The organism is Ewingella sp. AOP9-I1-14 (genome assembly GCF_052375995.1).
Lineage (GTDB): Bacteria > Pseudomonadota > Gammaproteobacteria > Enterobacterales > Enterobacteriaceae > Ewingella > Ewingella allii.
On sequence record NZ_JBQSVA010000001.1, the window covers coordinates 175465 to 197986 of the forward strand.

The 22522-nt window shown below is 53.0% G+C and carries 23 protein-coding genes and 1 pseudogene; 15 read left to right on the forward strand and 9 right to left on the reverse strand.

What is annotated here, in order from left to right; all coding sequences use genetic code 11:
- Window positions 1-17 precede the first annotated feature (17 nt).
- The 6 genes and pseudogenes from ACT3RT_RS00860 (at window position 18) to ACT3RT_RS00885 (ending at window position 7150) form a co-directional block, all read left to right on the forward strand.
- Complete coding sequence (locus ACT3RT_RS00860; protein ID WP_485900912.1) at window positions 18-1580, forward strand: anthranilate synthase component 1; 1563 nt, start codon at window positions 18-20, stop codon at window positions 1578-1580.
- 1 nt (window position 1581) lies between these two features.
- A pseudogene (trpD, locus tag ACT3RT_RS00865) lies at window positions 1582-3189 on the forward strand (bifunctional anthranilate synthase glutamate amidotransferase component TrpG/anthranilate phosphoribosyltransferase TrpD).
- Between the two features lie 3 nt (window positions 3190-3192).
- The gene (gene trpCF, locus ACT3RT_RS00870; RefSeq protein WP_496202377.1) at window positions 3193-4557 is read left to right on the forward strand and encodes a bifunctional indole-3-glycerol-phosphate synthase TrpC/phosphoribosylanthranilate isomerase TrpF; all 1365 of its coding nucleotides are present in this window, start codon (window positions 3193-3195) and stop codon (window positions 4555-4557) included.
- A gap of 44 nt (window positions 4558-4601) precedes the next feature.
- Entirely contained in the window at window positions 4602-5792 is a 1191-nt protein-coding gene (trpB, locus tag ACT3RT_RS00875) for a tryptophan synthase subunit beta (protein ID WP_353502359.1), read from the forward strand.
- Window positions 5792-6598 carry a tryptophan synthase subunit alpha gene (gene trpA / locus ACT3RT_RS00880; protein WP_485900916.1) on the forward strand — a complete coding sequence of 269 codons (807 nt, stop codon included), beginning with the start codon at window positions 5792-5794 and terminating at the stop codon, window positions 6596-6598. The genes trpB and trpA overlap by 1 nt, the downstream gene beginning before the upstream one ends.
- Window positions 6599-6835: 237 nt before the next feature.
- On the forward strand, window positions 6836-7150 hold the full coding sequence (locus ACT3RT_RS00885; protein ID WP_034790995.1) for a BON domain-containing protein: 315 nt from the start codon (window positions 6836-6838) through the stop codon (window positions 7148-7150).
- An 83-nt stretch (window positions 7151-7233) separates the two neighbouring features.
- Here the strand turns inward: ACT3RT_RS00885 and ompW are convergent, their stop codons facing one another.
- Complete coding sequence (gene ompW / locus ACT3RT_RS00890; protein WP_353502361.1) at window positions 7234-7866, reverse strand: outer membrane protein OmpW; 633 nt, start codon at window positions 7864-7866, stop codon at window positions 7234-7236.
- A 288-nt stretch (window positions 7867-8154) separates the two neighbouring features.
- Here ompW and ACT3RT_RS00895 point away from each other — a divergent pair, with 288 nt between their 5' ends.
- The 4 genes from ACT3RT_RS00895 to yciA all read left to right on the forward strand — a co-directional run bounded on the left by ACT3RT_RS00895 (window position 8155) and on the right by yciA (window position 10557).
- A complete protein-coding gene (locus ACT3RT_RS00895) occupies window positions 8155-8556 on the forward strand; it encodes a YkgJ family cysteine cluster protein (protein ID WP_396130476.1) in 402 nt (133 codons plus the stop codon).
- 102 nt (window positions 8557-8658) lie between these two features.
- Entirely contained in the window at window positions 8659-9411 is a 753-nt protein-coding gene (locus ACT3RT_RS00900) for a YciC family protein (RefSeq protein ID WP_396130475.1), read from the forward strand.
- A gap of 96 nt (window positions 9412-9507) precedes the next feature.
- Window positions 9508-10047, forward strand: a complete 540-nt coding sequence (locus ACT3RT_RS00905) for a septation protein A (RefSeq protein ID WP_496202378.1) — start codon at window positions 9508-9510, stop codon at window positions 10045-10047.
- Window positions 10048-10116: 69 nt separating this feature from the next.
- Window positions 10117-10557, forward strand: a complete 441-nt coding sequence (gene yciA, locus ACT3RT_RS00910) for an acyl-CoA thioester hydrolase YciA (protein WP_034791002.1) — start codon at window positions 10117-10119, stop codon at window positions 10555-10557.
- A gap of 78 nt (window positions 10558-10635) precedes the next feature.
- Here the strand turns inward: yciA and ACT3RT_RS00915 are convergent, their stop codons facing one another.
- Complete coding sequence (locus ACT3RT_RS00915; protein WP_496202379.1) at window positions 10636-11361, reverse strand: energy transducer TonB; 726 nt, start codon at window positions 11359-11361, stop codon at window positions 10636-10638.
- A 1-nt stretch (window position 11362) separates the two neighbouring features.
- Between ACT3RT_RS00915 and ACT3RT_RS00920 the strand changes: the two genes are divergently transcribed.
- The 3 genes from ACT3RT_RS00920 to ACT3RT_RS00930 all read left to right on the forward strand — a co-directional run bounded on the left by ACT3RT_RS00920 (window position 11363) and on the right by ACT3RT_RS00930 (window position 12178).
- Window positions 11363-11587 (forward strand): hypothetical protein, encoded by a 225-nt coding sequence (locus tag ACT3RT_RS00920; protein WP_353502365.1) that lies wholly within the window; start codon window positions 11363-11365, stop codon window positions 11585-11587.
- Window positions 11575-11871, forward strand: a complete 297-nt coding sequence (locus tag ACT3RT_RS00925; RefSeq protein ID WP_353502366.1) for a YciI family protein — start codon at window positions 11575-11577, stop codon at window positions 11869-11871. Before ACT3RT_RS00920 ends, ACT3RT_RS00925 begins: the two co-directional genes overlap by 13 nt.
- Window positions 11872-12016: 145 nt before the next feature.
- The gene (locus ACT3RT_RS00930) at window positions 12017-12178 is read left to right on the forward strand and encodes a YnfU family zinc-binding protein (protein ID WP_218586968.1); all 162 of its coding nucleotides are present in this window, start codon (window positions 12017-12019) and stop codon (window positions 12176-12178) included.
- On the opposite strand, the gene ACT3RT_RS00935 is transcribed toward ACT3RT_RS00930, so the two are convergent.
- Window positions 12179-12361, reverse strand: a complete 183-nt coding sequence (locus ACT3RT_RS00935) for a YciY family protein (RefSeq protein WP_072009887.1) — start codon at window positions 12359-12361, stop codon at window positions 12179-12181.
- 271 nt (window positions 12362-12632) lie between these two features.
- Here ACT3RT_RS00935 and cls point away from each other — a divergent pair, with 271 nt between their 5' ends.
- Together cls and ACT3RT_RS00945 are read left to right on the forward strand one after the other, a co-directional pair.
- Window positions 12633-14093, forward strand: coding sequence for a cardiolipin synthase (gene cls / locus ACT3RT_RS00940; RefSeq protein ID WP_034791010.1), 1461 nt, complete (start codon window positions 12633-12635; stop codon window positions 14091-14093).
- A gap of 71 nt (window positions 14094-14164) precedes the next feature.
- Complete coding sequence (locus ACT3RT_RS00945) at window positions 14165-14488, forward strand: HI1450 family dsDNA-mimic protein (RefSeq protein WP_013575941.1); 324 nt, start codon at window positions 14165-14167, stop codon at window positions 14486-14488.
- A 188-nt stretch (window positions 14489-14676) separates the two neighbouring features.
- Here ACT3RT_RS00945 and oppF read toward each other — a convergent pair whose 3' ends face one another.
- The 6 genes from oppF to ACT3RT_RS00975 form a co-directional block, all read right to left on the reverse strand.
- The gene (gene oppF, locus ACT3RT_RS00950; RefSeq protein WP_051899470.1) at window positions 14677-15714 is read right to left on the reverse strand and encodes a murein tripeptide/oligopeptide ABC transporter ATP binding protein OppF; all 1038 of its coding nucleotides are present in this window, start codon (window positions 15712-15714) and stop codon (window positions 14677-14679) included.
- Window positions 15711-16736, reverse strand: coding sequence for an ABC transporter ATP-binding protein (locus ACT3RT_RS00955; RefSeq protein ID WP_353502368.1), 1026 nt, complete (start codon window positions 16734-16736; stop codon window positions 15711-15713). The genes oppF and ACT3RT_RS00955 overlap by 4 nt, the downstream gene beginning before the upstream one ends.
- Before the next feature lie 11 nt (window positions 16737-16747).
- Window positions 16748-17656, reverse strand: coding sequence for an oligopeptide ABC transporter permease OppC (gene oppC / locus ACT3RT_RS00960; RefSeq protein WP_034791020.1), 909 nt, complete (start codon window positions 17654-17656; stop codon window positions 16748-16750).
- A 15-nt stretch (window positions 17657-17671) separates the two neighbouring features.
- Window positions 17672-18592 carry an oligopeptide ABC transporter permease OppB gene (gene oppB, locus ACT3RT_RS00965; RefSeq protein WP_353502369.1) on the reverse strand — a complete coding sequence of 307 codons (921 nt, stop codon included), beginning with the start codon at window positions 18590-18592 and terminating at the stop codon, window positions 17672-17674.
- A gap of 176 nt (window positions 18593-18768) precedes the next feature.
- Entirely contained in the window at window positions 18769-20415 is a 1647-nt protein-coding gene (oppA, locus tag ACT3RT_RS00970) for an oligopeptide ABC transporter substrate-binding protein OppA (RefSeq protein ID WP_396130471.1), read from the reverse strand.
- Window positions 20416-21579: 1164 nt separating this feature from the next.
- Complete coding sequence (locus tag ACT3RT_RS00975; protein ID WP_353502371.1) at window positions 21580-22227, reverse strand: YchE family NAAT transporter; 648 nt, start codon at window positions 22225-22227, stop codon at window positions 21580-21582.
- Window positions 22228-22522: the final 295 nt, after the last annotated feature.

Consider the following 22522-nt stretch of genomic DNA (forward strand, 5'->3'; position numbering starts at 1 on the left):
AAATTTTAGGAACTATCATGACAATTCAAAAACCTCGCTTAGAACTGCTGACAGTACAAGGAAGCTACCGTGGTGACCCGACGGCCATCTTCCACCAGCTTTGCGGCGCTCGCCCGGCAACCCTGTTGCTCGAATCGGCGGACATCAGCAGCAAACAGAATCTGAAAAGCCTGCTGGTTATCGACAGCGCGCTGCGCATTACCGCCCTTGGCAACAAAGTTTCAGTACAGGCATTGACCCCGAACGGCGCGTCCCTGCTGCCGCTGATGGACGCCGCGCTGCCACAGGACGTGCAGAATGAAGTGCGCCCAAACGGCCGCGAGCTGACCTTCCCGGCTATCGACCAGATGCAAGAAGAAGACGCCCGTCTGCGTTCACGTTCGGTGTTCGACGCTCTGCGCAGCATCCTCGATCTGGTGGAAACCCCGGAAGAGGAGCGCGAAGCTATGCTGCTCGGCGGCCTGTTCGCTTACGACTTGGTTGCCGGTTTTGAAGACCTGCCGCAGCTGCGCGCCGACCAGCGTTGCCCGGACTTCTGCTTCTACCTGTCCGAAACCTTACTGGTTCTCGATCACCAGAACCGCAGCAGCCGCCTGCAAGCCAGCCTGTTCACGCCAGATAGCGATGAAAAACAGCGCCTGCACGGCCGTCTGGAGCAGCTGCAACACCAGCTGCAATTGCCGCCGCACGCCATCCCGCACCAAGACGTGACTGACATGCAGCTGAGCGTGAATCAGAGCGATGAAGAGTTCGGCGCGGTGGTTGAGAAGATGAAAGAAGGCATTCGCGCCGGGGAAATCTTCCAGGTAGTGCCTTCACGCCGTTTCTCCCTGCCTTGCCCTGCTCCGCTGGCGGCTTATGAAACGCTGAAAAACAACAACCCAAGCCCGTACATGTTCTTCATGCAAGACAACGATTTCACCCTGTTCGGCGCATCGCCGGAAAGCGCGCTGAAATATGACGCGACCAACCGCCAGATTGAAATTTACCCGATTGCCGGGACTCGCCCGCGCGGTCGCCGTGCCGACGGTTCGCTGGATAACGATCTGGACAGCCGCATCGAGCTGGAAATGCGTACCGACCACAAAGAGCTGGCCGAGCACCTGATGCTGGTTGATCTGGCGCGTAACGACTTAGCGCGCATCTGTGAGCCGGGCAGTCGCTACGTGGCGGATTTGACCAAGGTTGACCGTTACTCCTTCGTGATGCACTTGGTGTCTCGCGTCGTCGGCACCCTGCGCGCCGATTTGGACGTGCTGCACGCCTATCAGGCCGTCATGAACATGGGCACCCTGACCGGCGCACCAAAAGTTCGCGCCATGCAGCTGATCGCCGGTTCTGAGAAAACCCGTCGCGGCAGCTACGGCGGCGCGGTGGGCTACTTCACGGCGCAGGGTGATTTGGATACCTGCATCGTGATCCGATCGGCCTATGTCGAAGACGGCATTGCCACCGTCCAGGCTGGCGGCGGCGTGGTGCTGGACTCCGTCCCTCAAGCCGAAGCTGACGAAACCCGTAATAAAGCCCGCGCCGTGCTGCGTGCCATCGCCACTGCCCACAATGCCAAAGAGGTGTTCTAAGATGGCCGATATCTTATTGATTGATAACGTAGATTCCTTCACCTACAACCTGGTGGACCAACTACGCTCCAGCGGCCACAACGTGGTGATTTACCGTAACCAGATCCCTGCTGAGGTGATTATCGAGAAACTCAGCCAGCTGGAAAAACCGGTGCTGATGCTCTCTCCGGGGCCGGGCGCGCCGTCTGAAGCAGGCTGCATGCCAGAACTACTGAAACGCCTGCGTGGACAACTGCCGATTATCGGCATCTGTCTGGGGCATCAGGCGATTGTCGAAACCTACGGCGGCTATGTCGGTCAGGCTGGCGAGATCCTGCACGGTAAAGCCTCTTCTATTACTCATGACAACGAAGGCATGTTCGCCGGGATGAACAACCCGCTGCCGGTGGCTCGCTACCACTCACTGGTCGGCAGCCAGATCCCAGAAGGTCTGGTGGTCAATGCGCGCTACGGCGAGATGGTGATGGCAGTGCGTCATGAAGAAGATCGCGTGTGCGGCTTCCAGTTCCATCCAGAATCAATTTTGACCTCTCAGGGCGCGCGTCTGCTGGAACAGACGCTGGCCTGGGCGTTGGCGTAAGGTAAGGAGCCGATCATGCAAAAACAAACTATTTCCGGCATCCTCGAAAATCTGTATCGCGCCCAGGTGATGACACAGGAGGAGAGCCAGCAGCTGTTTACCGCCATTGTGAATGGTGAGCTTGAACCCGCTCAGCTAGCCGCTGCGCTGATCAGTATGAAAGTGCGCGGCGAGCAACCGGCAGAAATCGCCGGGGCAGCTCAGGCGTTGCTGGCCCACGCCGAGCCTTTCCCGCGCCCGGATTACGCTTTTGCTGACATCGTCGGCACCGGCGGCGACGGCACTAACAGCATCAATATTTCGACCGCCAGCGCCTTTGTGGCGGCGGCCTGTGGCATCCGCGTGGCGAAGCACGGCAACCGCAGCGTGTCGAGCCGCTCTGGCTCTTCCGACCTGCTGGCGGCCTTCGGCATCCAGTTAGATATGGCGGCAGAGAAATCCCGCGCCGCGCTGGACGATTTGGGCATCTGCTTCCTGTTCGCGCCGCAGTACCATACCGGTTTTCGCCACGCGATGCCGGTACGCAAGGCGCTGAAAACCCGCACCCTGTTCAACGTGCTGGGGCCGCTTATCAACCCTGCGCGACCGCCGCTGGCGCTGATTGGCGTCTACAGCCCCGAGCTGGTGCGCCCAATTGCTGAAACCCTACGCACCTTGGGTTATCAACGCGCCGCCGTGGTTCACGGTGCCGGGATGGATGAAGTGGCGATCCACGCCGCGACGCAAGTGGCCGAGTTGAAAGATGGCGAAATCACCACTTATGAGCTGACGCCGCAGGACTTCGGTCTGGACAATTACCCTCTCGAAGCCCTGCTGGGCGGCGAGCCGGAAGAAAATCGTGACATTCTGGCACGCTTGCTACAAGGTAAAGGCGACCCGGCGCACGAAGCCGCCGTGGCGGTAAACGTCGCCATGCTACTGCGCCTGTTTGGGCAGGAAGATTTAAAGCAAAATGCGCAACAGGCGCTAGAAGTGATTCGCAGCGGAGCCGCCTATCAGCGCGTGACCGCCCTGGCAGCAAGAGGATAAGTCATGCAGAAGGAAACCGTGCTTAACAAGATTGTTGCTGATAAAGCAATTTGGGTTGCAGCACGTAAAGAACAGCAACCTCTGGCGAGTTTTCAAAACGAGATAAAGCCCAGCGAGCGCAACTTTTACGACGCACTGCAAGGAGCACGAACCGCGTTCATCCTTGAGTGCAAAAAAGCGTCCCCTTCCAAGGGCACCATTCGCGAGAACTTTGACCCGGTAGAGATTGCCGGCGTCTATAAAGAGCACGCTTCCGCTATCTCGGTGTTAACCGATGAGAAGTATTTTCAGGGCAGCTTTGATTTCCTGCCGCTGGTGAGCAACGCCGTGACGCAGCCGGTGTTGTGCAAAGACTTCATCATCGACCCTTATCAAATTTATCTGGCTCGCCATTATCAGGCGGATGCCATTTTGCTGATGCTCTCGGTGCTCAGCGACGAACAGTATGTCCAGCTGGCCGCCGTGGCGCGCAGCCTAAAGCTGGGTATTTTGACCGAAGCCAGTAATGAAGAAGAGTTAGACCGCGCCGTGCAGCTGAAAGCGCGCGTGGTGGGCATTAATAACCGTGACCTGCGCGACCTGTCGATTGACCTCGACCGCACTCGCCAGCTGGCACCGCGCGTGCCGCACGGCGTGACGGTGATCAGCGAATCAGGTATTAACACCTATGGTCAAATCCGCGAACTGAGCCGCTTCGCCAATGGTTTTCTGATTGGCAGCGCCCTGATGTCCGAACCTGACCTGAGCGCCGCAGTGCGCCGCGTCACCTTAGGCGATAATAAGGTCTGTGGCCTGACTCGTCCGCAGGACGCCTCGGTCGCCCATCAGGCGGGAGCCATTTACGGCGGATTGATCTTCGTCGAAGCCTCTCCGCGCTACGTCACGCTCGATAAAGCCCTCGACGTGCAGGCCGGCGCGCCGCTGAAATACGTCGGCGTGTTCCGCGACCACGCGCCAGACAGCGTGGCCGACATCGCTAAAAACTTACAGCTCGCCGCCGTTCAACTGCACGGCAGCGAAGATCAAAGCTACATCGACAGCCTGCGCCCGCTTCTTCCGGCAGAGTGCCAGATTTGGAAAGCGCTGAGCGTCAAAGAGAGCATGCCAGCGCGCGAACTGAATCAGGTCGACCGCTATGTGCTCGACAACGGCAAAGGCGGCACGGGCCAGCGTTTTGACTGGAGCAAGCTGGTCGGACAAAACCTGAGCAACGTTTTATTAGCCGGTGGGCTAGGCGCAGATAACTGCGTTGAAGCCGCCCAGCTAGGCTGCGCGGGGCTGGATTTTAATTCCGGCGTCGAACGCGAGCCGGGCATCAAAGATGCTGACAAGATCACTGCGGTATTCCAGACGTTACGGGCTTATTAATCTCCCCGTGACGATGAAAAAATTGACAGACAGGATGGAATAACATGACTTTACTAAATCCCTACTTCGGCGAATTCGGCGGTATGTACGTTCCGCAGATTTTGATGCCCGCTCTTACCCAATTAGAAGAGGCCTTCGTCAGCGCCCAGCGTGACCCGGAGTTTCAGGCCGAGTTTATCGACCTGCTGAAGAACTACGCGGGTCGTCCGACGGCCCTGACGTTGTGCAAAAATCTGACCGCCGGTACCAAGACCAAGCTGTATCTCAAGCGTGAAGATTTGCTGCACGGCGGCGCGCACAAAACCAACCAAGTGCTGGGTCAGGCTCTGCTGGCGAAGCGCATGGGCAAAACTGAGATCATCGCCGAAACCGGCGCGGGTCAACACGGCGTGGCTTCAGCACTGGCCTGTGCCCTGCTCGGCCTAAAATGCCGCATATACATGGGCGCCAAAGACATTGAGCGCCAGTCACCAAACGTGTTCCGTATGCGTTTAATGGGCGCGGAAGTCATTCCAGTACACAGCGGCTCCTCCACGCTGAAAGATGCCTGTAACGAGGCACTGCGCGACTGGTCTGGCAGCTATGAAACCGCGCACTACATGCTCGGCACGGCGGCAGGGCCGCACCCTTACCCAACCATCGTGCGTGAATTCCAACGCATGATTGGCGAAGAAACCAAGGCGCAGATGCTTGAGCGCGAAGGTCGCCTGCCAGACGCAGTGATTGCCTGCGTGGGCGGCGGTTCCAACGCTATCGGCATGTTCGCTGACTTCATCGATGAAACCACCGTTAAGCTGATTGGCGTTGAGCCAGCAGGTCTGGGGATTGAAACCGGGCAGCACGGCGCGCCGCTGAAACACGGCCACGTGGGTATCTATTTCGGCATGAAAGCCCCAATGATGCAGACGTCAGAAGGCCAAATCGAAGAGTCTTACTCGATTTCCGCCGGTCTGGACTTCCCATCCGTCGGCCCACAGCACGCCTTCCTGAACAGCATTGGCCGTGCCGACTATGTTTCAATCACTGATGATGAAGCACTGGACGCGTTCAAAGCGCTGTCGCGCAGCGAAGGCATCATCCCGGCGCTTGAGTCCTCTCACGCACTGGCTTATGCCCTGAAACTGATCAAAGAGACGCCGCAGAAAGAGCAAATTCTGGTGGTTAACCTGTCTGGCCGTGGTGATAAAGACATCTTTACCGTCCACGACATCCTGTCCGCGCGGGGAGAAATCTAATGGAACGTTATCAACAATTATTTAAGCGTCTGGAAAGCAAAAAAGAAGGCGCTTTCGTTCCCTTCGTTACGCTGGGCGATCCGGGCGTGGAGCTGTCGCTGTCTATCATCGATACGCTGATTGAAGCCGGTGCCGACGCCTTAGAGCTGGGTATTCCCTTCTCTGACCCCCTGGCCGACGGCCCGACCATTCAGGATGCAAACCTGCGCGCTTTCGCCGCCGGTGTTACGCCAACCCAGTGCTTTGGCATGCTGCAACGCATCCGCGAGAAGCACCCGGATATCCCCATTGGCCTGCTGATGTACGCCAATCTGGTGTTCCACAACGGCATTGATACTTTCTATCAGCGCTGCGCCGAAGTGGGCGTGGACTCCGTGCTGGTCGCCGACGTGCCGTTTGAAGAGTCAGCGCCATTCCGTGCCGCAGCCATGCGCCACGGCATCGCGCCAATCTACATCTGCCCGCCGAACGCCTCAGATGACCTGTTGCGCGAAATCTCTTCCCACGGCCGGGGTTACACCTACCTGCTGTCACGCGCAGGGGTGACAGGGACTGAGAAACGCGCCCTGCTGCCATTGAACCACTTGGTCGATAAGCTGCGTGAATACAACGCGGCTCCGCCACTGCAGGGCTTCGGTATCTCTGAACCTTCTCAGGTCAAAGAGACGCTGGCCGCTGGTGCAGCAGGCGCTATCTCCGGCTCGGCTACCGTGCGCATCATCGAAAACAATCTCCACCAGCCGTCCGAAATGCTGGCCCAGCTCTCGCGCTTCACCAGTGAGATGAAAGCCGCGACTCGCGCTTAAGTCATTCCCACGCTTTAAAGCCCAAGGCCTTATCTGTTTGCGCGGATAAGGCCTTGTTTCTTTATAAGTAAAATGAGACGGAACGTGCTTTTTTTATCTTGATGAGTTTGTATATCCGGCGACCTTACACCACAATCATACTACCCGCAGGATCCGTTCTGTTTGAGTGACCGCGCGGGAAGTGCGCGTTATGAATGATAAATGGTGAGTTTCAAACCTAGCATGGAGAGTTATTTTATGAAGCTATTCAAGACTTTGTCAGCATTTTGCATGGCAGCGGTGGTAGTGATGTCCGTTGCGGCCTGTGCTCCTACCCAGAAATCTGAAGGGACCGGCGGCTATATCGACGACACCGTGGTGACCACCAAAGTTAAGTCTGCACTGTTGGCCGACAAAAACATTAAATCGCGTGAAATTAGCGTGGAAACCTTCAAAGGCCGCGTACAGTTGAGTGGTTTTGTGACCTCAACGGCCGAGGCGAATCGCGCAGTGGAAGTGACGCGTGGCGTGGCGGGTGTGAAATCAATTGAAAATGATACGCGGGTGAAATAACCCAAGTTTTGATGCACAACGTCAAACATCATAGAGGCGCTGAGAGCGCCTCTTTTTTTGGATATTTACACCAGACGGATGGATCAGAAACGATAACCCGCGGCGAACATAAATACCCAAGGGTCGATGCGCGTATGGATTGACTGATCTTCCCCTGCTGCTTTGAATTTGATGTCAGTGTCGATGTCCATCCACCAGACCGACATGTTCAGCAGCCAGTTGTCGTTCAGGTTGTAATCCATCCCGACCTGCGTCGCCACGCCCCACGAGTCTTTAACACTCAAATCTGACAATCCGGCATCGCGACCGGTTTGGTTGAAATCAGCATCATAGAAGGTGGTGTAGTTGACACCCAGACCGACATAAGGACGCAATTTATCCTGACGGTCGCCAAAGTAGTATTGCGCCATTAATGAAGGCGGTAGCTGTTTCACTTCAGCAATGGTGCCAGTGCTGTTTAAACCGACTTTATGCTTGAAAGGCGTGGCGCCCAGTAACTCCACGCCAATATTGTCGGTAAACATATACCCCAGCGTTAACCCCATCTGAGTATTGTTATCAATGTTGAACGATCCCAGACCCATTACGTTGTCTGACCCTTCGGTCGGCCGTACCGTTGCGGTACCAACGCGGAAAATGATATCTCCAGCCTGATTTGCACTGGCGATTGACGGCAGAACTGCCGCCGCGAGAAGAACCCAAGATGCTGCTTTCATATCCATTCCCTTTATGTGGATTTATCACCTGCACGAATATACCTACTCTGGGTTAGGGATTGATCCGTGTCGGGTCACATCTTTAAATGATTTATTTAGAAAATGCATCCCTCGCAATTCATTCTAAACCTTTAAAAAACAAGGAATTGATCTAGATCAAAATAACCCCTTCACCTGCTACCTCTCAACCTTGATAAATATCTATTGCTTAAAAAAAATGGCCTGAGTAATTTGCTTGCTCCTAGGTTGGTTTTGGGTCAGTGCCGTGAGGAGTCGGTGGCGTCCAAGATGAGCGAAATTAACAATCCCTGTGTATCCTGTGGCGCATGCTGCGCTTACTTCCGCGTTTCCTTTTATTGGGCTGAATCTGAAGAAGCCGGTGGCGTGGTCCCCCAGGCTTTAACTGAGCAAGTCACCCCCTTTCTAAGTTGTATGCAAGGCACCAACAGTAAATCTCCGCGCTGCGTGGCGCTGGAGGGTGAGATTGGCCAATCCGTTTCCTGTTCTATTTACCTCAATCGCCCGACGCCCTGTCGTGAGTTCGACCAATCGGGTTTGAACGGCGTGGGTAACGAATCCTGTGATCGCGCGCGGGCCAAATATGGTTTACCGCCGTTGGAGATGGAGATCCCTCTGTCACTGGTGGCCGCAGCCATCATGCCGGATCCGGTTAGCTATCACGTCGATTGATAAGAAATCAGTGAGATAACCTATGGCGGGGTGCCACCTGTTCACATTACAGGGTACAATCCCCGCCTGATTGTCTTTTGATTATTTTGCCAAGGAGCGTTCATGCCTATCGCGGCCAATACCTTGTACCGTGACAGTTTCAATTTCCTGCGTAATCAGTTCACCAGCATCCTGCTGTTGGCGTTACTGACCGCGCTGATCACCGTCATTTTGAATCAGATTTTCACTCCAAGCGCTGAACAGCTCAGCCTGCTGAGTGCTAACAGCGATGATTTGTCCGGTACCGCAGGCATGAGCCTTCAGGAACTTATTCAGAACATGTCGCCTGAACAGCAGATGGTGCTGTTGAAAGTCTCCGGTGCGGCCACCTTCTCAGCGCTGGTCGGCAATGTGCTGTTAGTGGGCGGCATGCTGACGCTGATTCAGATGGTGTCCAGTGGGATGCGCACCAGCGCCCTGCGCTCAATTGGTGCTTCCGCGCCAATCCTGCCTCGCCTGCTGGGCCTGATGTTACTCTGTACCTTGCTGGTGCAGTTGGGTATCACCCTGTTCGTGGTGCCGGGCGTGCTGGTGGCGGTGGCGGTTTCGCTGTCGCCGGTGATTAGCAGCGTCGAAAGAATGGGCGTCTTTAAGTCGATTAAAGTCAGCAGCAAGCTGGCCTTTAGCAATGCGCGCCTGGTGCTGCCAGCGATTATGTTCTGGCTGGCTGCCAAGATGCTGGTACTGCTGGCGGTGAGCCATCTGAGCGCCCTGCCAACCATGGCGGCGACCATTGTGTTGAGTACGTTGAGCAACCTGATCTCAGCTTTCCTGCTGATCTACTTGTTCCGTCTGTACTCCAAATTGCGTGCCTAATCTCGGCGATGACAAAAGGGTGCTCTGGCGCCCTTTTCTTTTGTCGAAGAAATGATTCCGGTATAGTCAAACCCTACATTAGCTATGGAATGAAGTATGAAGCAGCTCCTCGATTTTCTTCCCTTGGTGGTCTTTTTTGTTTTTTATAAGCTTTACGACATTTATTACGCGTCAGGTGCGCTGATTGTCGCCAGCGCCCTCGCGCTGATTTTCACGTGGATTAAATACCGTAAAGTGGAGAAAATGACGCTGATCACCTTCGCCATGGTCGCCATTTTCGGCACCCTGACGCTGGTCTTCCATAATGACGAATTCATTAAATGGAAAGTGACGGTGATTTACGTGCTGTTCTCCGGCGCACTGCTGGTCAGCCAGCTGATCCTGAAAAAGCCGCTGATTCAGCGCATGCTAGGCAAAGAACTGACCCTGCCGGATCACGTCTGGAACAAGCTGAACGTCAGCTGGGCAATCTTCTTCCTGCTGTGCGGATTAGCAAATATTTACGTTGCTTTCTGGTTACCGCAAGAAGTATGGGTTAACTTCAAAGTGTTCGGCCTGACCGTGCTCACGCTGGTCTTTACCCTGCTGAGTGGGGTCTACATTTACCGGCATATGCCGGACGAAGAAAAAAAATAAGCATTCTCCTGCATGGGTCTTTCTTCTTGAAAGACCTTAATTTTGATTAATTCAGTGTGAAGCAACTCAATGAACGAAAAACATAGCTTACCTAATGGTGAAATGGTGTTGCGTACACTGGCTATGCCAGCGGATACCAATGCTAACGGTGATATTTTTGGCGGATGGCTGATGTCACAAATGGACATGGGCGGCGCGATCCAGGCGAAGGAAATCGCTAAAGGCCGCGTGGTGACTGTCCGTGTTGATGGCATGACGTTTCTGAAGCCCGTCGCTGTAGGTGATGTTGTATGTTGTTACGCACGCTGTATTCGAACCGGTAACAGTTCGATTACCATCAATGTGGAAGTGTGGGTGAAGAAGGTCTCTTCTGAGCCTATTGGTCAGCGCTATCGCGCTACCGAGGCCGTGTTTACCTACGTGGCCGTGGATGATGAAGGCAAGTCACGCAAACTGCCAGATGGCAGAAGCAACTTCAGCGTAGACTCTGACGGCGTTTCGCAGGACTAAGCCGCCGGTTCAAGCCGCGCCATAAACAAAAAGGTCGCCCTAAGAGGCGACCTTTTTGTTTTTTACTTGGCGGCGATGTTACTCGACGGTGGATCCGCCGTTGATTTTAAACACCAAGTTGACTACCAGATTGTTGGCGGCTTTCGGCTCATAGCGCCATTTACGCATCGCCTGTTTCACCTCGCGTTCAAACATATTGCGCGGCTCGGCGGACAGAATGCGGATGTTATCTACCCGACCGTCACTGTCCACGTCAAACTGCACCCGCACACGCCCTTCTATCTGCAACGCGAAGGCTCGGGCCGGATACTGTGGCTTAGAGCGATCTAACGGGCGCGGCCCGCTGCTGGCACTTGGCGTAGACTGCGCTGGCGGCTGGGCCGCAGGCTTGACGTCCGGCTTGCTGTTGTTGAACGGCGACGCGTCATCGGTGACTTTCGGCTTCTCAACCTTCTGCACCGGCTTCTCAACAGGTTTAACTTTTGGCTTAGGCTTCTCAACCGGCTTTTTGACCGGCTTAGGTTTTGGCTTCGGCTCAGGAAGCGCGACCGCCTCTGGCGGCGGTGGCGGTTCCGGCTTCACTTCTGGCTCGGGTTGCGGCTGCACCTGTGGTTTCGGCGGCGGAGCGAAATCCGCTGGGTTCACCATGGTCACGCTCATGACCTGCTGCTCTTGTTTGGGCAGTGTCACGGCGTCCTTCATGGTGACATAAAGCAAGGCGCCAATAACCGCGCTGTGGAAGGCGACAGAAAATACCAGTGGCAGTGTGACCTTGCGAACAAATCTAAACTTTTTTAGCGGCATAATGAGTCTGTTTCCCCGTGAAGCCGCAAGTTTAAATGCAAATAGCAATCATATTCAACACCGCAATGACAACTATTCTCAAATCAAAGCTGAATTGATCCAACGCAAAGCACTTTCCAGCGACTACGGGTTTCGCTATGGTGTTAACACCTGCCGTGATGACAGGCATTTCGCGTTATTCCCTGTTAAAGCTAATGATTTTAAAGGTGATGCATGCTCTATGTAATTTATTCTGAAGATGTACCCGACTCTTTGGAAAAACGTGCCGCTGCGCGTCCTGCACACGTCGAACGTTTGCAAAAGCTCCATGATGAAGGCCGCGTGATCGTCGCTGGCCCAACGCCTGCAATTGACAGTGCAGATCCGGGCGCGGCAGGCATGACTGGTTCAGTGGTTATCATTGAATTTGAAACCCTGAAAGATGCTCAGACCTGGGCCGATGCTGACCCTTACGTTGCCGCCGGCGTTTATAAAAGCGTGACCGTGAAGCCGTTTAAGCGCGTTTTCTAAACACCGCGCTTGAAATAATAAAGGCCACTCAGGTGGCCTCTTTTTTTGCTTGTACTCAGGGATATGTCACAGACGCTAAAGCAATCACAGTGTACGAGCAGTGGCTGTGTTAGACTGCCTCTCCCTACCCCAGAGGTAAGCTACTATGTCATTCTTCGACGGATTGAAGTTTCTTTCTAGCCAGAAAACTAAAGTCACCTGCCCGGAATGCAAAGCGGTGAGTGAACAAATGAGCACCAAAGTGCGCAAGAATTCAACGCTGGTCTGCCCGAAATGCGGTGCTTTATTTCAACCGAAATCACAGTGATCACGAGCGCCATTCATAAGTAACGGCATATAAAGAAAGACGTTGATGCTGCTGATGGTGAATCTGCCGAATGCGGTAGATGTGGCGATAACGTCTTGATTGACCTTCCAGCCAGCGGCTTCTGCGGCGCTGAGACTGGCGTAGCATGCGCCAGCGCCCTACTTCATTCTTACTACGTTTCATGCACATTGTTCCCGTTGACAACTTTCCCTGCGTTTTAAAACGCAGAATGCGTGCACATTATAGGCCGATGAAATTGTGATCCAAGCCCTGTTTCACCCTAATGTGTCAGTTATCAGCTAACCTTGATGACAATCAGATGAAATTCACGGTTTCTGATAATGATTTCAGAGGTAGCTGATTGATTGAAAGGTTTAAAGTCGTTAAAAAGTTTCCCCTTTCACCGACTCTGCGTACACTCTCCCAACGGCTTGCGAACAGGACTTTTCGCCCAATGACAACTTTTTATGCGGTAATTAGCTGGCTTCTTATTTTTGGCTACTGGTTACTGATTGCCGGCGTGACGCTGCGCATTTTAATGAAGCGCCGCGCGGTGCCTTCGGCTATGGCATGGCTGCTGATCATTTATATTATTCCGTTGGTCGGCATTATCGCCTACCTGTCGTTTGGGGAGTTGCATCTTGGGAAACGGCGTGCAGAACGCGCCAAGGCGATGTGGCCTTCTACCGCGCGCTGGCTGAATGATCTCAAAGGCTGTCATCGCATTTTCGCCACCGAAAATAGCGAGATAGCCAGCTCACTGTTTCAGCTTTGCGAACGCCGTCAGGGCATCGCGGGCGTGAAAGGCAACCAGCTGCAACTGCTGACCACCAGTGACGACACCCTGCACGCCATGATGCGCGATATTGAGCTGGCGCGGCATAACATCGAGATGGTGTTCTATATCTGGCAACCCGGCGGTTTGGTCGATCAGGTGGCCGAATCCCTGATGGCGGCCTCGCGTCGCGGTATTCACTGCCGCCTGATGCTCGACTCCGCGGGCAGTGTCGCCTTCTTCCGCAGCCCTTATCCCGCCATGATGCGCAACGCCGGTATCGAAGTGGTCGAGGCGCTGAAAGTCAGCCTGTGGCGCGTATTCTTGCGCCGCATGGATTTGCGTCAGCACCGTAAAGTGGTGCTGATCGACAACTATGTGGCTTATACCGGCAGCATGAACATGGTCGATCCGCGCTATTTCAAACAGGACGCGGGCGTGGGTCAGTGGGTCGATTTGATGGCGCGTATGGAAGGCCCGGTGGCGACCACCATGGGCATCGTCTACTCCTGCGACTGGGAAATCGAAACCGGCAAACGCATTCTGCCGCCGGAGCCTGACGTCAATCAGATGCCGTTTGAGCAAGAGAGCGGCCACACCATTCAGGTTATCGCCTCCGGTCCGGGCTTCCCTGAGGATATGATCCACCAGGCGCTACTCACCGCCTCCTATTCGGCGCGCGAGCAGTTGGTGATGACTACCCCTTACTTCGTGCCGAGCGACGATTTGCTGCATGCGATTTGTACCGCAGCCCAGCGCGGGGTTGACGTCAGCATCGTGATGCCGATGAAAAACGACTCGATGATGGTTGGCTGGGCCAGCCGTGCCTTCTTCAACGAGCTGCTGGAAGCCGGTGTGAAGATTTACCAGTTCGAAGATGGTTTGCTGCACACCAAGAGCATTCTGGTCGACGGCCAACTGAGTCTGGTCGGCACCGTGAACCTTGATATGCGCAGCCTGTGGCTGAACTTCGAAATCACGCTGGTAATTGATGATGACGGCTTTGGCAACGATTTGGCGCAGGTTCAGGCCGACTATATCGCCCGATCGCACCTGCTGGACGTCGAGGCTTGGTTAAAACGCCCATTCTGGCATCGCATTATTGAACGGCTGTTCTACTTTTTCAGCCCGCTGCTGTAAAAGCCGCAGCGAGAATGTTCTAATAGCGCGAGACACACTTTTACTGATTAACATTTATTGATGGGAACGTTATGGATTTAAATAACCGCCTGACCGAAGACGAAACCCTTGAGCAAGCCTACGACATTTTTCTGGAACTGGCGGGCGACAATCTCGATCCGGCGGATATCTTGATCTTCAATCTGCAATTTGAAGAGCGCGGCGGCGCCGAGCTGTATGACCCGGCCGAAGATTGGGTTGAGCACGTCGATTTCGACCTGAACCCGGACTTCTTCGCCGAAGTGGTTATCGGGCTGGCCGACGCTGAAGATCAGCCGATTAATGATATTTTCGCGCGCGTTCTGCTGTGCCGCGAAAAAGACCACAAGCTGTGCCATATTTTGTGGAAAGAATAATCCCCCTGCATCCTTCAACCTAACTCGGCGTTGGCCGCCGACATTCACCCCGGTCACATACTGATGTATGCTCCCAGAGTTCATGCCGTTGCCGCCTTGATTCAGGTCGAATGATTTTGGGGATAGATTTGATAAAAAAAACCTGCCATGGGCAGGTTTTTTTATGCTTCAAGAGTGACTCCAGTGGCTTAGAGCGGGTCCACTTTAAGGCAAGAGACGGCGTGGCGGAAGCTGCCTTCCAGCAGTGGGCGAGTTACTGCGCACTCTGGGCCAGCAATCGGGCAGCGGGTGCGGAACACGCAGCCTGACGGCGGGTTGATTGGCGACGGTAAGTCCCCTTCCAACAGCTGAATCACTTTATTGCGCTCTTTGTCCGGGTCTGGAACCGGCACGGCTGACATCAATGCGCGGGTGTAAGGGTGCTGAGGATTGTGGTACACCTCATCGTATGTCCCTAACTCCACGGCGTGACCGAGGTACATCACCAGTACGCGGTCAGAGATGTGTTTCACCACCGCTAGGTCATGCGCGATGAAGATCAGCGACAGGCCCATCTCACGCTGCAAGTCTTGCAGCAGGTTCACCACCTGCGCCTGAATCGACACGTCGAGGGCTGAAACCGGCTCGTCACAGATAATCAGCTTCGGCTCGAGGATCAGCGCGCGGGCGATACCAATACGCTGACACTGGCCGCCGGAGAACTCGTGCGGATAACGGTTGATCAGGTTTGGCAGCAGGCCAACCTTCAGCATCATCGCCTTCACTTTCTCTTTAACCTGAGAGCGAGGCATTTTCGGGTGATAGGTTTTCAGCGGCTCGGCGATGATTTCGCCGATGGTCATGCGCGGGTTAAGCGATGCCAGCGGGTCCTGGAAAATCATCTGAATGTCGCTACGGGTGTGTTGCCACTCCGCCGCAGACATGCCCAGCAGGTCTTTACCCAACCAGGCCACTTTGCCGTCAGTGGCTTTCACCAGACCGATAATGGCGCGGGCGAAGGTCGATTTGCCGCAGCCTGACTCACCCACAACACCCAGAGTTTCCCCTTCGTACAGGCGCAGCGTCACGCCATCCACCGCTTTCAGGGTTTTGGATGGCTGCCAGAACCACTGCTTACCATCTTTGATATCAAAGTGGACTTTTAAATCCGCCACTTCCAGCAGAACTTTTTTGTCTGGTGGCGCTTCGTGCTTGGACGGGCTGTGAATTACTGTGTGATCTGTCATACCAACTCCTCGACCGGCTTAAAGCAGGCGCGTAAACGCCCTTCACCGAAACGCTCCAGTGGAGGTGCGGTGTTACAGATTTCCATCGCGTGCTGGCAGCGAGGCTGGAATGGGCAGCCTTTTGGCAAGCGCAGCAGGTTTGGCGGGTTACCGGCAATGGTAGTCATCATGCCACCCTCGGAATCCAAACGAGGAACGGCATTAAGCAGGCCGATAGAGTAAGGATGAGACGGCTGGTAGAACACGTCGCGCGCCTGACCATATTCCATGGTGCGCCCGGCGTACATCACCAGCACTTTGTCACAGATCCCGGCAACCACGCCCAGATCATGGGTGATCATGATGATGGCGGTGTTGAACTCGCTTTTCAGCTCATTCAGCAAGGTCATGATCTGCGCCTGAACGGTCACGTCCAGCGCGGTAGTCGGTTCGTCAGCAATCAGCAGTTTTGGTCGGCACAGCAGCGCCATGGCAATCATCACGCGCTGGCGCATACCGCCAGAGAACTCGTGCGGGAACATCTTCATGCGCTTGCGCGCTTCAGGCATTTTCACCGCGTCCAGCATGCGCACTGACTCGTCGAAGGCTTCGCGACGGCTCATATTCTTATGCAGCATCAGGACTTCCATCAACTGCTCGCCAACGCGCATGTACGGGTTCAGCGAGGTCATTGGATCCTGGAAAATCATCGAAATCTGCTCGGCACGCAGCTTGTTAAGCTCGCGCGGCGGCAGGTTCAAGATTTCACGGCCATTAAATTTAGCCGAACCGCCAATGCGGCCGTTGCTGGCCAGCAGTCCCATCAGCGCAAACGCGGTCTGGGATTTGCCCGAGCCGGACTCCCCTACGATGCCCAGTGTTTCACCAGCACGCAGGTCAAAGTTCAGGTCGTTAACTGCCGTCACGTCGCCGTCTGGCGTGCCGAAGGTGACGCGCAGGTCTTTCACATCAAGCAGGATTGGCGGCGCTTTGCCGTCAACGGACGCCGGTGACGCGAAAGTTGAATGTTCAATGGTGCTCATGATTGCACTCCTTAACGATCTTTCGGGTCGAGGGCATCACGCAGGCCATCGCCGATAAAATTGAAACAGAACAGAGTTACAACCAGGAAGCCTGCCGGGAACAGCAGTAACCAAGGTGAAACTTCCATAGAGTTGGCGCCGTCGCTCAGCAACGCACCCCAACTGCTTAACGGCTCTTGCGTACCCAACCCTAAGAAGCTGAGGAAGGATTCGAATAAGATCATGCTCGGTACCAGCAGGGAGGCGTAAACCACCACCACGCCCAGTACGTTTGGTACGATGTGGCGCAGAACGATGTTGCGGGTAGACACCCCGCTCACCAGCGCCGCTTCGATGAACTCTTTACGCTTCAGGCTCAGGGTCTGTCCACGCACGATACGCGCCATGTCCAGCCATGAAACCATGCCGATAGCGACGAAAATCAGCAAAATGTTTTGGCCGAAGAAGGTCACCAGCAGGATAACGAAGAACATGAATGGGAAGGAGTTGAGGATCTCCAGGAAGCGCATCATCGCAGAGTCAATTTTGCCACCAAGGTAGCCGGAAACTGTGCCATATAAGGTGCCCAGAATAACCGCGACCAGTGCTGCCGCCACGCCCACCATCAGAGAGATACGCCCGCCGATGGCCACGCGTACCAGCAAATCACGGCCCGAGGAGTCGGTACCGAAATAGTGGTGAGAAGCAAAGTCCGGCGCAGCTGACATCATATTCCAGTCAGTATCTGCGTAGGCAAATTGTGAAATCATTGGCGCGAAGGTCACGAATAACGCAATCACTGCCAACACGATAAGACTGGTGACAGCCGCGCGGTTGCTGATGAAACGGCGACGCGCGTCCTGCCATAAGCTGCGGCCTTCAACTTCCATCTTTTCGGTGAAGTTTTCCAGAGCTTCGCTGTTTTTCTTACTTAACATCATTGATAAGCTCCAGCATTAATAACGGATTTTTGGATCGATAACGGCGTAAAGCACGTCGACGATCGCATTGAACAAGATGGTCAGTGCGCCAACCAAAATGGTCAGACTCAGAACCAGCGAGTAGTCACGGTTAAGTGCACCGTTAACAAACAGCTGGCCGATGCCCGGCAATCCGAAAATGCTTTCGATAACCATTGAGCCGGTGATGATACCGACGAAGGCAGGTCCCATGTAGGACAGTACCGGCAACAGTGCAGGCTTCAACGCGTGGCGCATAATAATGCGGCGCAGCGGTAAACCTTTGGCACGCGCTGTACGGATAAAGTTGGAGTGCAAGACTTCAATCATTGAACCGCGGGTAATACGCGCGATGCTGGCGATATAGGCCAGTGACAGAGCCACCATTGGCAAGATCATAAATTTGATCCCACCGCCGTTCCACCCGCCGCCCGGTAACCACTTCAAGGTAATGGCGAAAATCAGCACCAATAAAGGTGCAACCACAAAGCTCGGGATAACAACGCCGGTCATGGCTACCCCCATTACCGTGTAATCCCATTTAGTGTTCTGATTAAGCGCGGCAATAACACCGGCAGAGACACCAAATACAATCGCCATAATGAAAGCTGCCAGACCCAATTTCGCGGAAACCGGGAAAGAGGCGGCGACCAGATCATTAACGGTATAGTCTTTATATTTGAACGACGGGCCGAAATCACCTTTCGCCAGTTGCCCTAAATAGTTGAAGTACTGCTTATAGATTGGATCATTGAGGTGATATTTCGCCTCAATGTTCGCCATAACTTCTGGCGGAAGATTACGCTCACCTGAAAATGGACTTCCCGGTGCGAGACGCATCATAAAAAACGAGATGGTAATTAAGATGAATAGCGTCGGAATCGCTTCCAGACAGCGGCGTAAAATAAACTTTAACATTGCCCGTACCTGTTTCTAAGCCTGCACTACAGCTTGATAGTTTTGGCTTTATCGCCGTAATAATAAAAATATTACGACGGTGGCTCTCTGCTTCAGCGCTGAAACGGTCAGCGCCAAGAACGATACCTTTATCAAAAATAGGCAGGGCATCTCGGGGATGCCCTGCCAGACACTAATTAGTGTTTGATAATGTACAGATCTTTAACGTAGACGTTGTCCTGTGGATCTTTACCGGTGTAACCACCCACGTATGGTTTCACCAGACGGGCGTTCACGTAGTAATAAACAGGCACGATGGCGGAATCTTTGTCCAGTTGCTGTTCAGCTTTCTGGTACAGAGAAGCGCGCTCTTCGTCAGTCTTGGCAGTCAGAGTGTCAGCAATCGCTTTGTCGAAGGCTGCGCTCTTATAGTGAGCCGTGTTGTTGCTGCTGTTAGACAACAGCATATTCAGGAAGGATGAAGGTTCGTTGTAGTCAGAACACCATGCCGCACGAGAAACATCGAAGTTACCCTGATGACGGGTATCCAGGAAGGTTTTCCACTCTTGGTTTTCCAGCTGAACGTTAACGCCCAGGTTTTTCTTCCAAATTGCCGCTGCGGCGATTGCCAGCTTCTTATGCAGGTCAGACGTGTTGTAAAGCAGTTTGAAGGTCAATGGCTTAGCGTCGGTGTAACCGGCTTCTGCCAACAGTTTCTTCGCCTGTGCATTACGTTGATCCTGAGTTTCTTTGAACCAGGCTGGAGGAGTCAGTTTGCCGTCAGCGCCGTCAGTGTATGGCGGGGTGAAGCCGTAAGCTGGCAGGTCGCCCTGTGCTTTAACTTTCTCAACAATGATGTCGCGATCCAGACCCAGTTTCAGAGCTTCACGAACGCGTTCGTCGGTGAATGGCGCTTTCTGGTTGTTGATTTCGTAATAATAAGTACACAGATATGGGTCAACATGGACTTCAGTTGGGATCTCTTTCTTCAGTTTCTGGAACAATTCGATCGGCATGTTGTTGTAAGTCATGTCGATTTCGCCGCTGCGGTAGCGGTTAACGTCAGTCACTTCTGAAGAGATTGGCAGGTAAGTTACCTGATTGATAACAGTGTCTTTGTTATCCCAATATTGTGGGTTACGTTCCAGAACGATACGTTCGTTGACGGTCCAGGTTTTCAGTTTATAAGCGCCGTTGCTCACGTAGTTTTCTGGCTGAGTCCATTTGTCGCCAAATTTCTCAACAGCATTTTTGTTTACCGGCTTCATCGCGGTGTGAGACAGCATTTTAACGAAGTAAGGAACTGGCTCAGTCAGAGTCACTTCCAGAGTGTGGTCGTCGATAGCCTTCACGCCCAGAGTGTCAGGGCTTTTCTTACCGGCAATGATGTCATCGATATTAGCGATGTGACCATATTGCAGGTAGCTTTCGTATGGGGATGCAGTTTTCGGGTCAGCCAGGCGCTGCCAGCTATAAACGAAGTCCGCAGCAGTCACTGGGTCGCCGTTGGACCATTTAGCGTCTTTACGCAGGTGGAAAGTCCACACTTTAAAGTCTTTGTTGTCCCAAGTTTCAGCTACGCCTGGGATCACGTGGCCGTCAGCGTTAGAGGTGTTAACCAGGCCTTCCAGCAGGTCACGGATAACGTTGGACTCTGGCACACCTTCCACTTTATGTGGGTCAAGGGATTGCACTTCAGAACCGTTGTTACGAACCAGTTCTTGTTTGTCAGCCAGTTGCACACCGGCTGGAACGGTAGCAGCAAAAGCGCTTCCCGCGGTCGCCACGCCCAATGCTGCTAATACGCAGGCAGCGAGGATAGTTTTCTTTGTGATGTTGGTCATTTTATATTCAACTCCAGTTTTTATTATGAACTTGCGCACGATGGAGCAAGATAAACCCTTGCTGGGCTTTTGGTTAATCGCGGGCAGGAACGAATTACCCGATAGAAAAACCGCATGTATTTAGTCGCTGTGAATAAGACGACTATCCCCTACTACATTTCTAACTTTTGAAGTTTGAGACTGTTAATCGTCTTTCATCTTCAGAGATCCTTTAAGGAAGACCCCTCTCCTTTTGCTCGCCCTGTTGATTAGTATTTCACGCAGTGTGGTAATACCTTTTTCAAACACGGCAGGCTAATGCTTAATTTGACTTAACAATGCAATTTCAGACGAACACTCTCGGACTGCAGTTTTTAGCAGCCTGAAAAAAGAATTTTAATGGGAACTAATGTGCAGCGTTTCTGACTTAAACGAAGACATGCATCAACAGTGCCAAGGAGTGCTTTTGGGAAAAGCAGTGACACTAAAAGCGCGTTGGCTCTGTAAGGATGCAAAGTTTCGACCACGACATTCTCCAACAACAAATGAAATTGCTAAATTTAAATCTCTTTGCAAGATCCATTCTCACTTCGGCATAAGCCCGAAACAACTTTCCATTTGTGAAGACGTCCCGAAAATTATCAGAAGCCTGTTAACTGCGCCAATAAATTTTGCGAAAATGTTACGCGTTTCTCCTTTACTGGGCTTCGAAGTCATTTAGCCGTCTGGCATGCCAGTAAGGGATGCTTATCTAACTTATTGCTTTTATTCTGTTTTAATCGATTTATAACCTACAGCCATCTTACGCTTCTGTTTAAAAATTCGACTGATACAAAAAGTTAACATTTTGTAGGTTTGAAGAATAAATGGCTGTTTCTGACAGAGTAAACACTAATAACATCTCGATACAGCATGCACAAGCCCTACAGAATGATGTGGTTAAATTAACATCGATTCGGGCAGAGAAAGTCATAAAAAAGGGATTTTTTGGGGAAGGAAACGTATAGAAATAGCTGTTTGAGTTATAAATAGGCTCAGGAAAGGAGTTTAAGCCACATTTAGGTGCAACTGGTCATAAATAAGTCATTAGTTGCACTATATTGAGGCATTCGGTTATTAGCAAAGTTAATACTGTAGGCACCAATAACCGAATGTTTAGAAAGATAAAGAGTAGCCCGAAGAATATTATTGCAGCAGACCAGGGAAAATAGCTTTAATCCCGGTCACGATAAACTCAATACCCAGTGACATCAGCAGCAAGCCCATAATACGGGTGATGACGTTAATGCCGGTCTGTCCAAGCAGTCTCACCAGTAAAGGTGCTGCACGGAACAGCAACCAACAGCTGAAAGCAAAGAGCGCAATGGCTACGGTCAAACCCAACAGGTTCTGCCAACCGTGGAAACGTGAACTCCAGACAATGGTCGAACTGATGGCACCCGGCCCCGCCATTAAAGGTAACGCCAATGGCACAACCCCGACGTTTTCGCGGATCGCCGTTTCCGACTTCTCCTGCTTGTTCTGTTTATCCTCGCCTAACTTCCCGCTGATCATCGACATCGCAATGGACACCACCAGAATGCCGCCCGCGATACGGAAAGAATCAATAGAGATGCCGAAGATATGCAAAATGGCGTCGCCGAGGAATAAAGCTGTCCACAATATAATGGCCACCGACAGGTTGGCGGTCATATTGGTTTTGTTTCTACCGGCGGCGGCTTGGTAGCTGGTCATGCTAATAAAGACCGGCAAGATCCCCACTGGGTTAACCAATGCGAATAGCCCGACGAAAAATTTGATATAGCCTGAAAGATCTAACAGAGATTGGCTCACGCAGAACTCCGCACAACACGCCAGAAGAGGAAGGTTTCAATGGGCGCTAATGTACTGTAATTGCCGCTGGGATTCCACGAGACTTTTTAGCGCGTACCACCAGATTTTTTAATATAAGCAGTGATTCATGCTGATGTTAAAAATAATAGGGGTCAATCCGACCAAAATTCGCACATTTTGTTAAATAAAACGGGTTAATGATAACCAATCTCATAAACGGCCTGCTGAAAGGTGTCAGCAAGTCACTTTAGTGATCCAGATCAAAAATCGCCTGCCCCCAAGTGAGTATGCTTTT

Bases quoted from the DNA above. Each gene is read 5' to 3' on its own strand.
- oppC (WP_034791020.1), bottom strand. From the start codon at position 17,656: ATGATGTTAAGTAAGAAAAACAGCGAAGCTCTGGAAAACTTCACCGAA.
- trpA (WP_485900916.1), top strand. From the start codon at position 5,792: ATGGAACGTTATCAACAATTATTTAAGCGTCTGGAAAGCAAAAAAGAA.
- trpCF (WP_496202377.1), top strand. From the start codon at position 3,193: ATGCAGAAGGAAACCGTGCTTAACAAGATTGTTGCTGATAAAGCAATT.
- trpB (WP_353502359.1), top strand. From the start codon at position 4,602: ATGACTTTACTAAATCCCTACTTCGGCGAATTCGGCGGTATGTACGTT.
- oppB (WP_353502369.1), bottom strand. From the start codon at position 18,592: ATGTTAAAGTTTATTTTACGCCGCTGTCTGGAAGCGATTCCGACGCTA.
- ACT3RT_RS00920 (WP_353502365.1), top strand. From the start codon at position 11,363: ATGAGTCTGTTTCCCCGTGAAGCCGCAAGTTTAAATGCAAATAGCAAT.
- ACT3RT_RS00930 (WP_218586968.1), top strand. From the start codon at position 12,017: ATGTCATTCTTCGACGGATTGAAGTTTCTTTCTAGCCAGAAAACTAAA.
- oppF (WP_051899470.1), bottom strand. From the start codon at position 15,714: ATGACAGATCACACAGTAATTCACAGCCCGTCCAAGCACGAAGCGCCA.
- ACT3RT_RS00900 (WP_396130475.1), top strand. From the start codon at position 8,659: ATGCCTATCGCGGCCAATACCTTGTACCGTGACAGTTTCAATTTCCTG.
- ACT3RT_RS00860 (WP_485900912.1), top strand. From the start codon at position 18: ATGACAATTCAAAAACCTCGCTTAGAACTGCTGACAGTACAAGGAAGC.
- ACT3RT_RS00915 (WP_496202379.1), bottom strand. From the start codon at position 11,361: ATGCCGCTAAAAAAGTTTAGATTTGTTCGCAAGGTCACACTGCCACTG.
- cls (WP_034791010.1), top strand. From the start codon at position 12,633: ATGACAACTTTTTATGCGGTAATTAGCTGGCTTCTTATTTTTGGCTAC.
- yciA (WP_034791002.1), top strand. From the start codon at position 10,117: ATGAACGAAAAACATAGCTTACCTAATGGTGAAATGGTGTTGCGTACA.
- ACT3RT_RS00925 (WP_353502366.1), top strand. From the start codon at position 11,575: ATGCTCTATGTAATTTATTCTGAAGATGTACCCGACTCTTTGGAAAAA.
- ACT3RT_RS00885 (WP_034790995.1), top strand. From the start codon at position 6,836: ATGAAGCTATTCAAGACTTTGTCAGCATTTTGCATGGCAGCGGTGGTA.
- ACT3RT_RS00955 (WP_353502368.1), bottom strand. From the start codon at position 16,736: ATGAGCACCATTGAACATTCAACTTTCGCGTCACCGGCGTCCGTTGAC.
- ACT3RT_RS00905 (WP_496202378.1), top strand. From the start codon at position 9,508: ATGAAGCAGCTCCTCGATTTTCTTCCCTTGGTGGTCTTTTTTGTTTTT.
- ACT3RT_RS00935 (WP_072009887.1), bottom strand. From the start codon at position 12,361: ATGAAACGTAGTAAGAATGAAGTAGGGCGCTGGCGCATGCTACGCCAG.
- ACT3RT_RS00895 (WP_396130476.1), top strand. From the start codon at position 8,155: ATGAGCGAAATTAACAATCCCTGTGTATCCTGTGGCGCATGCTGCGCT.
- ompW (WP_353502361.1), bottom strand. From the start codon at position 7,866: ATGAAAGCAGCATCTTGGGTTCTTCTCGCGGCGGCAGTTCTGCCGTCA.
- ACT3RT_RS00945 (WP_013575941.1), top strand. From the start codon at position 14,165: ATGGATTTAAATAACCGCCTGACCGAAGACGAAACCCTTGAGCAAGCC.
- oppA (WP_396130471.1), bottom strand. From the start codon at position 20,415: ATGACCAACATCACAAAGAAAACTATCCTCGCTGCCTGCGTATTAGCA.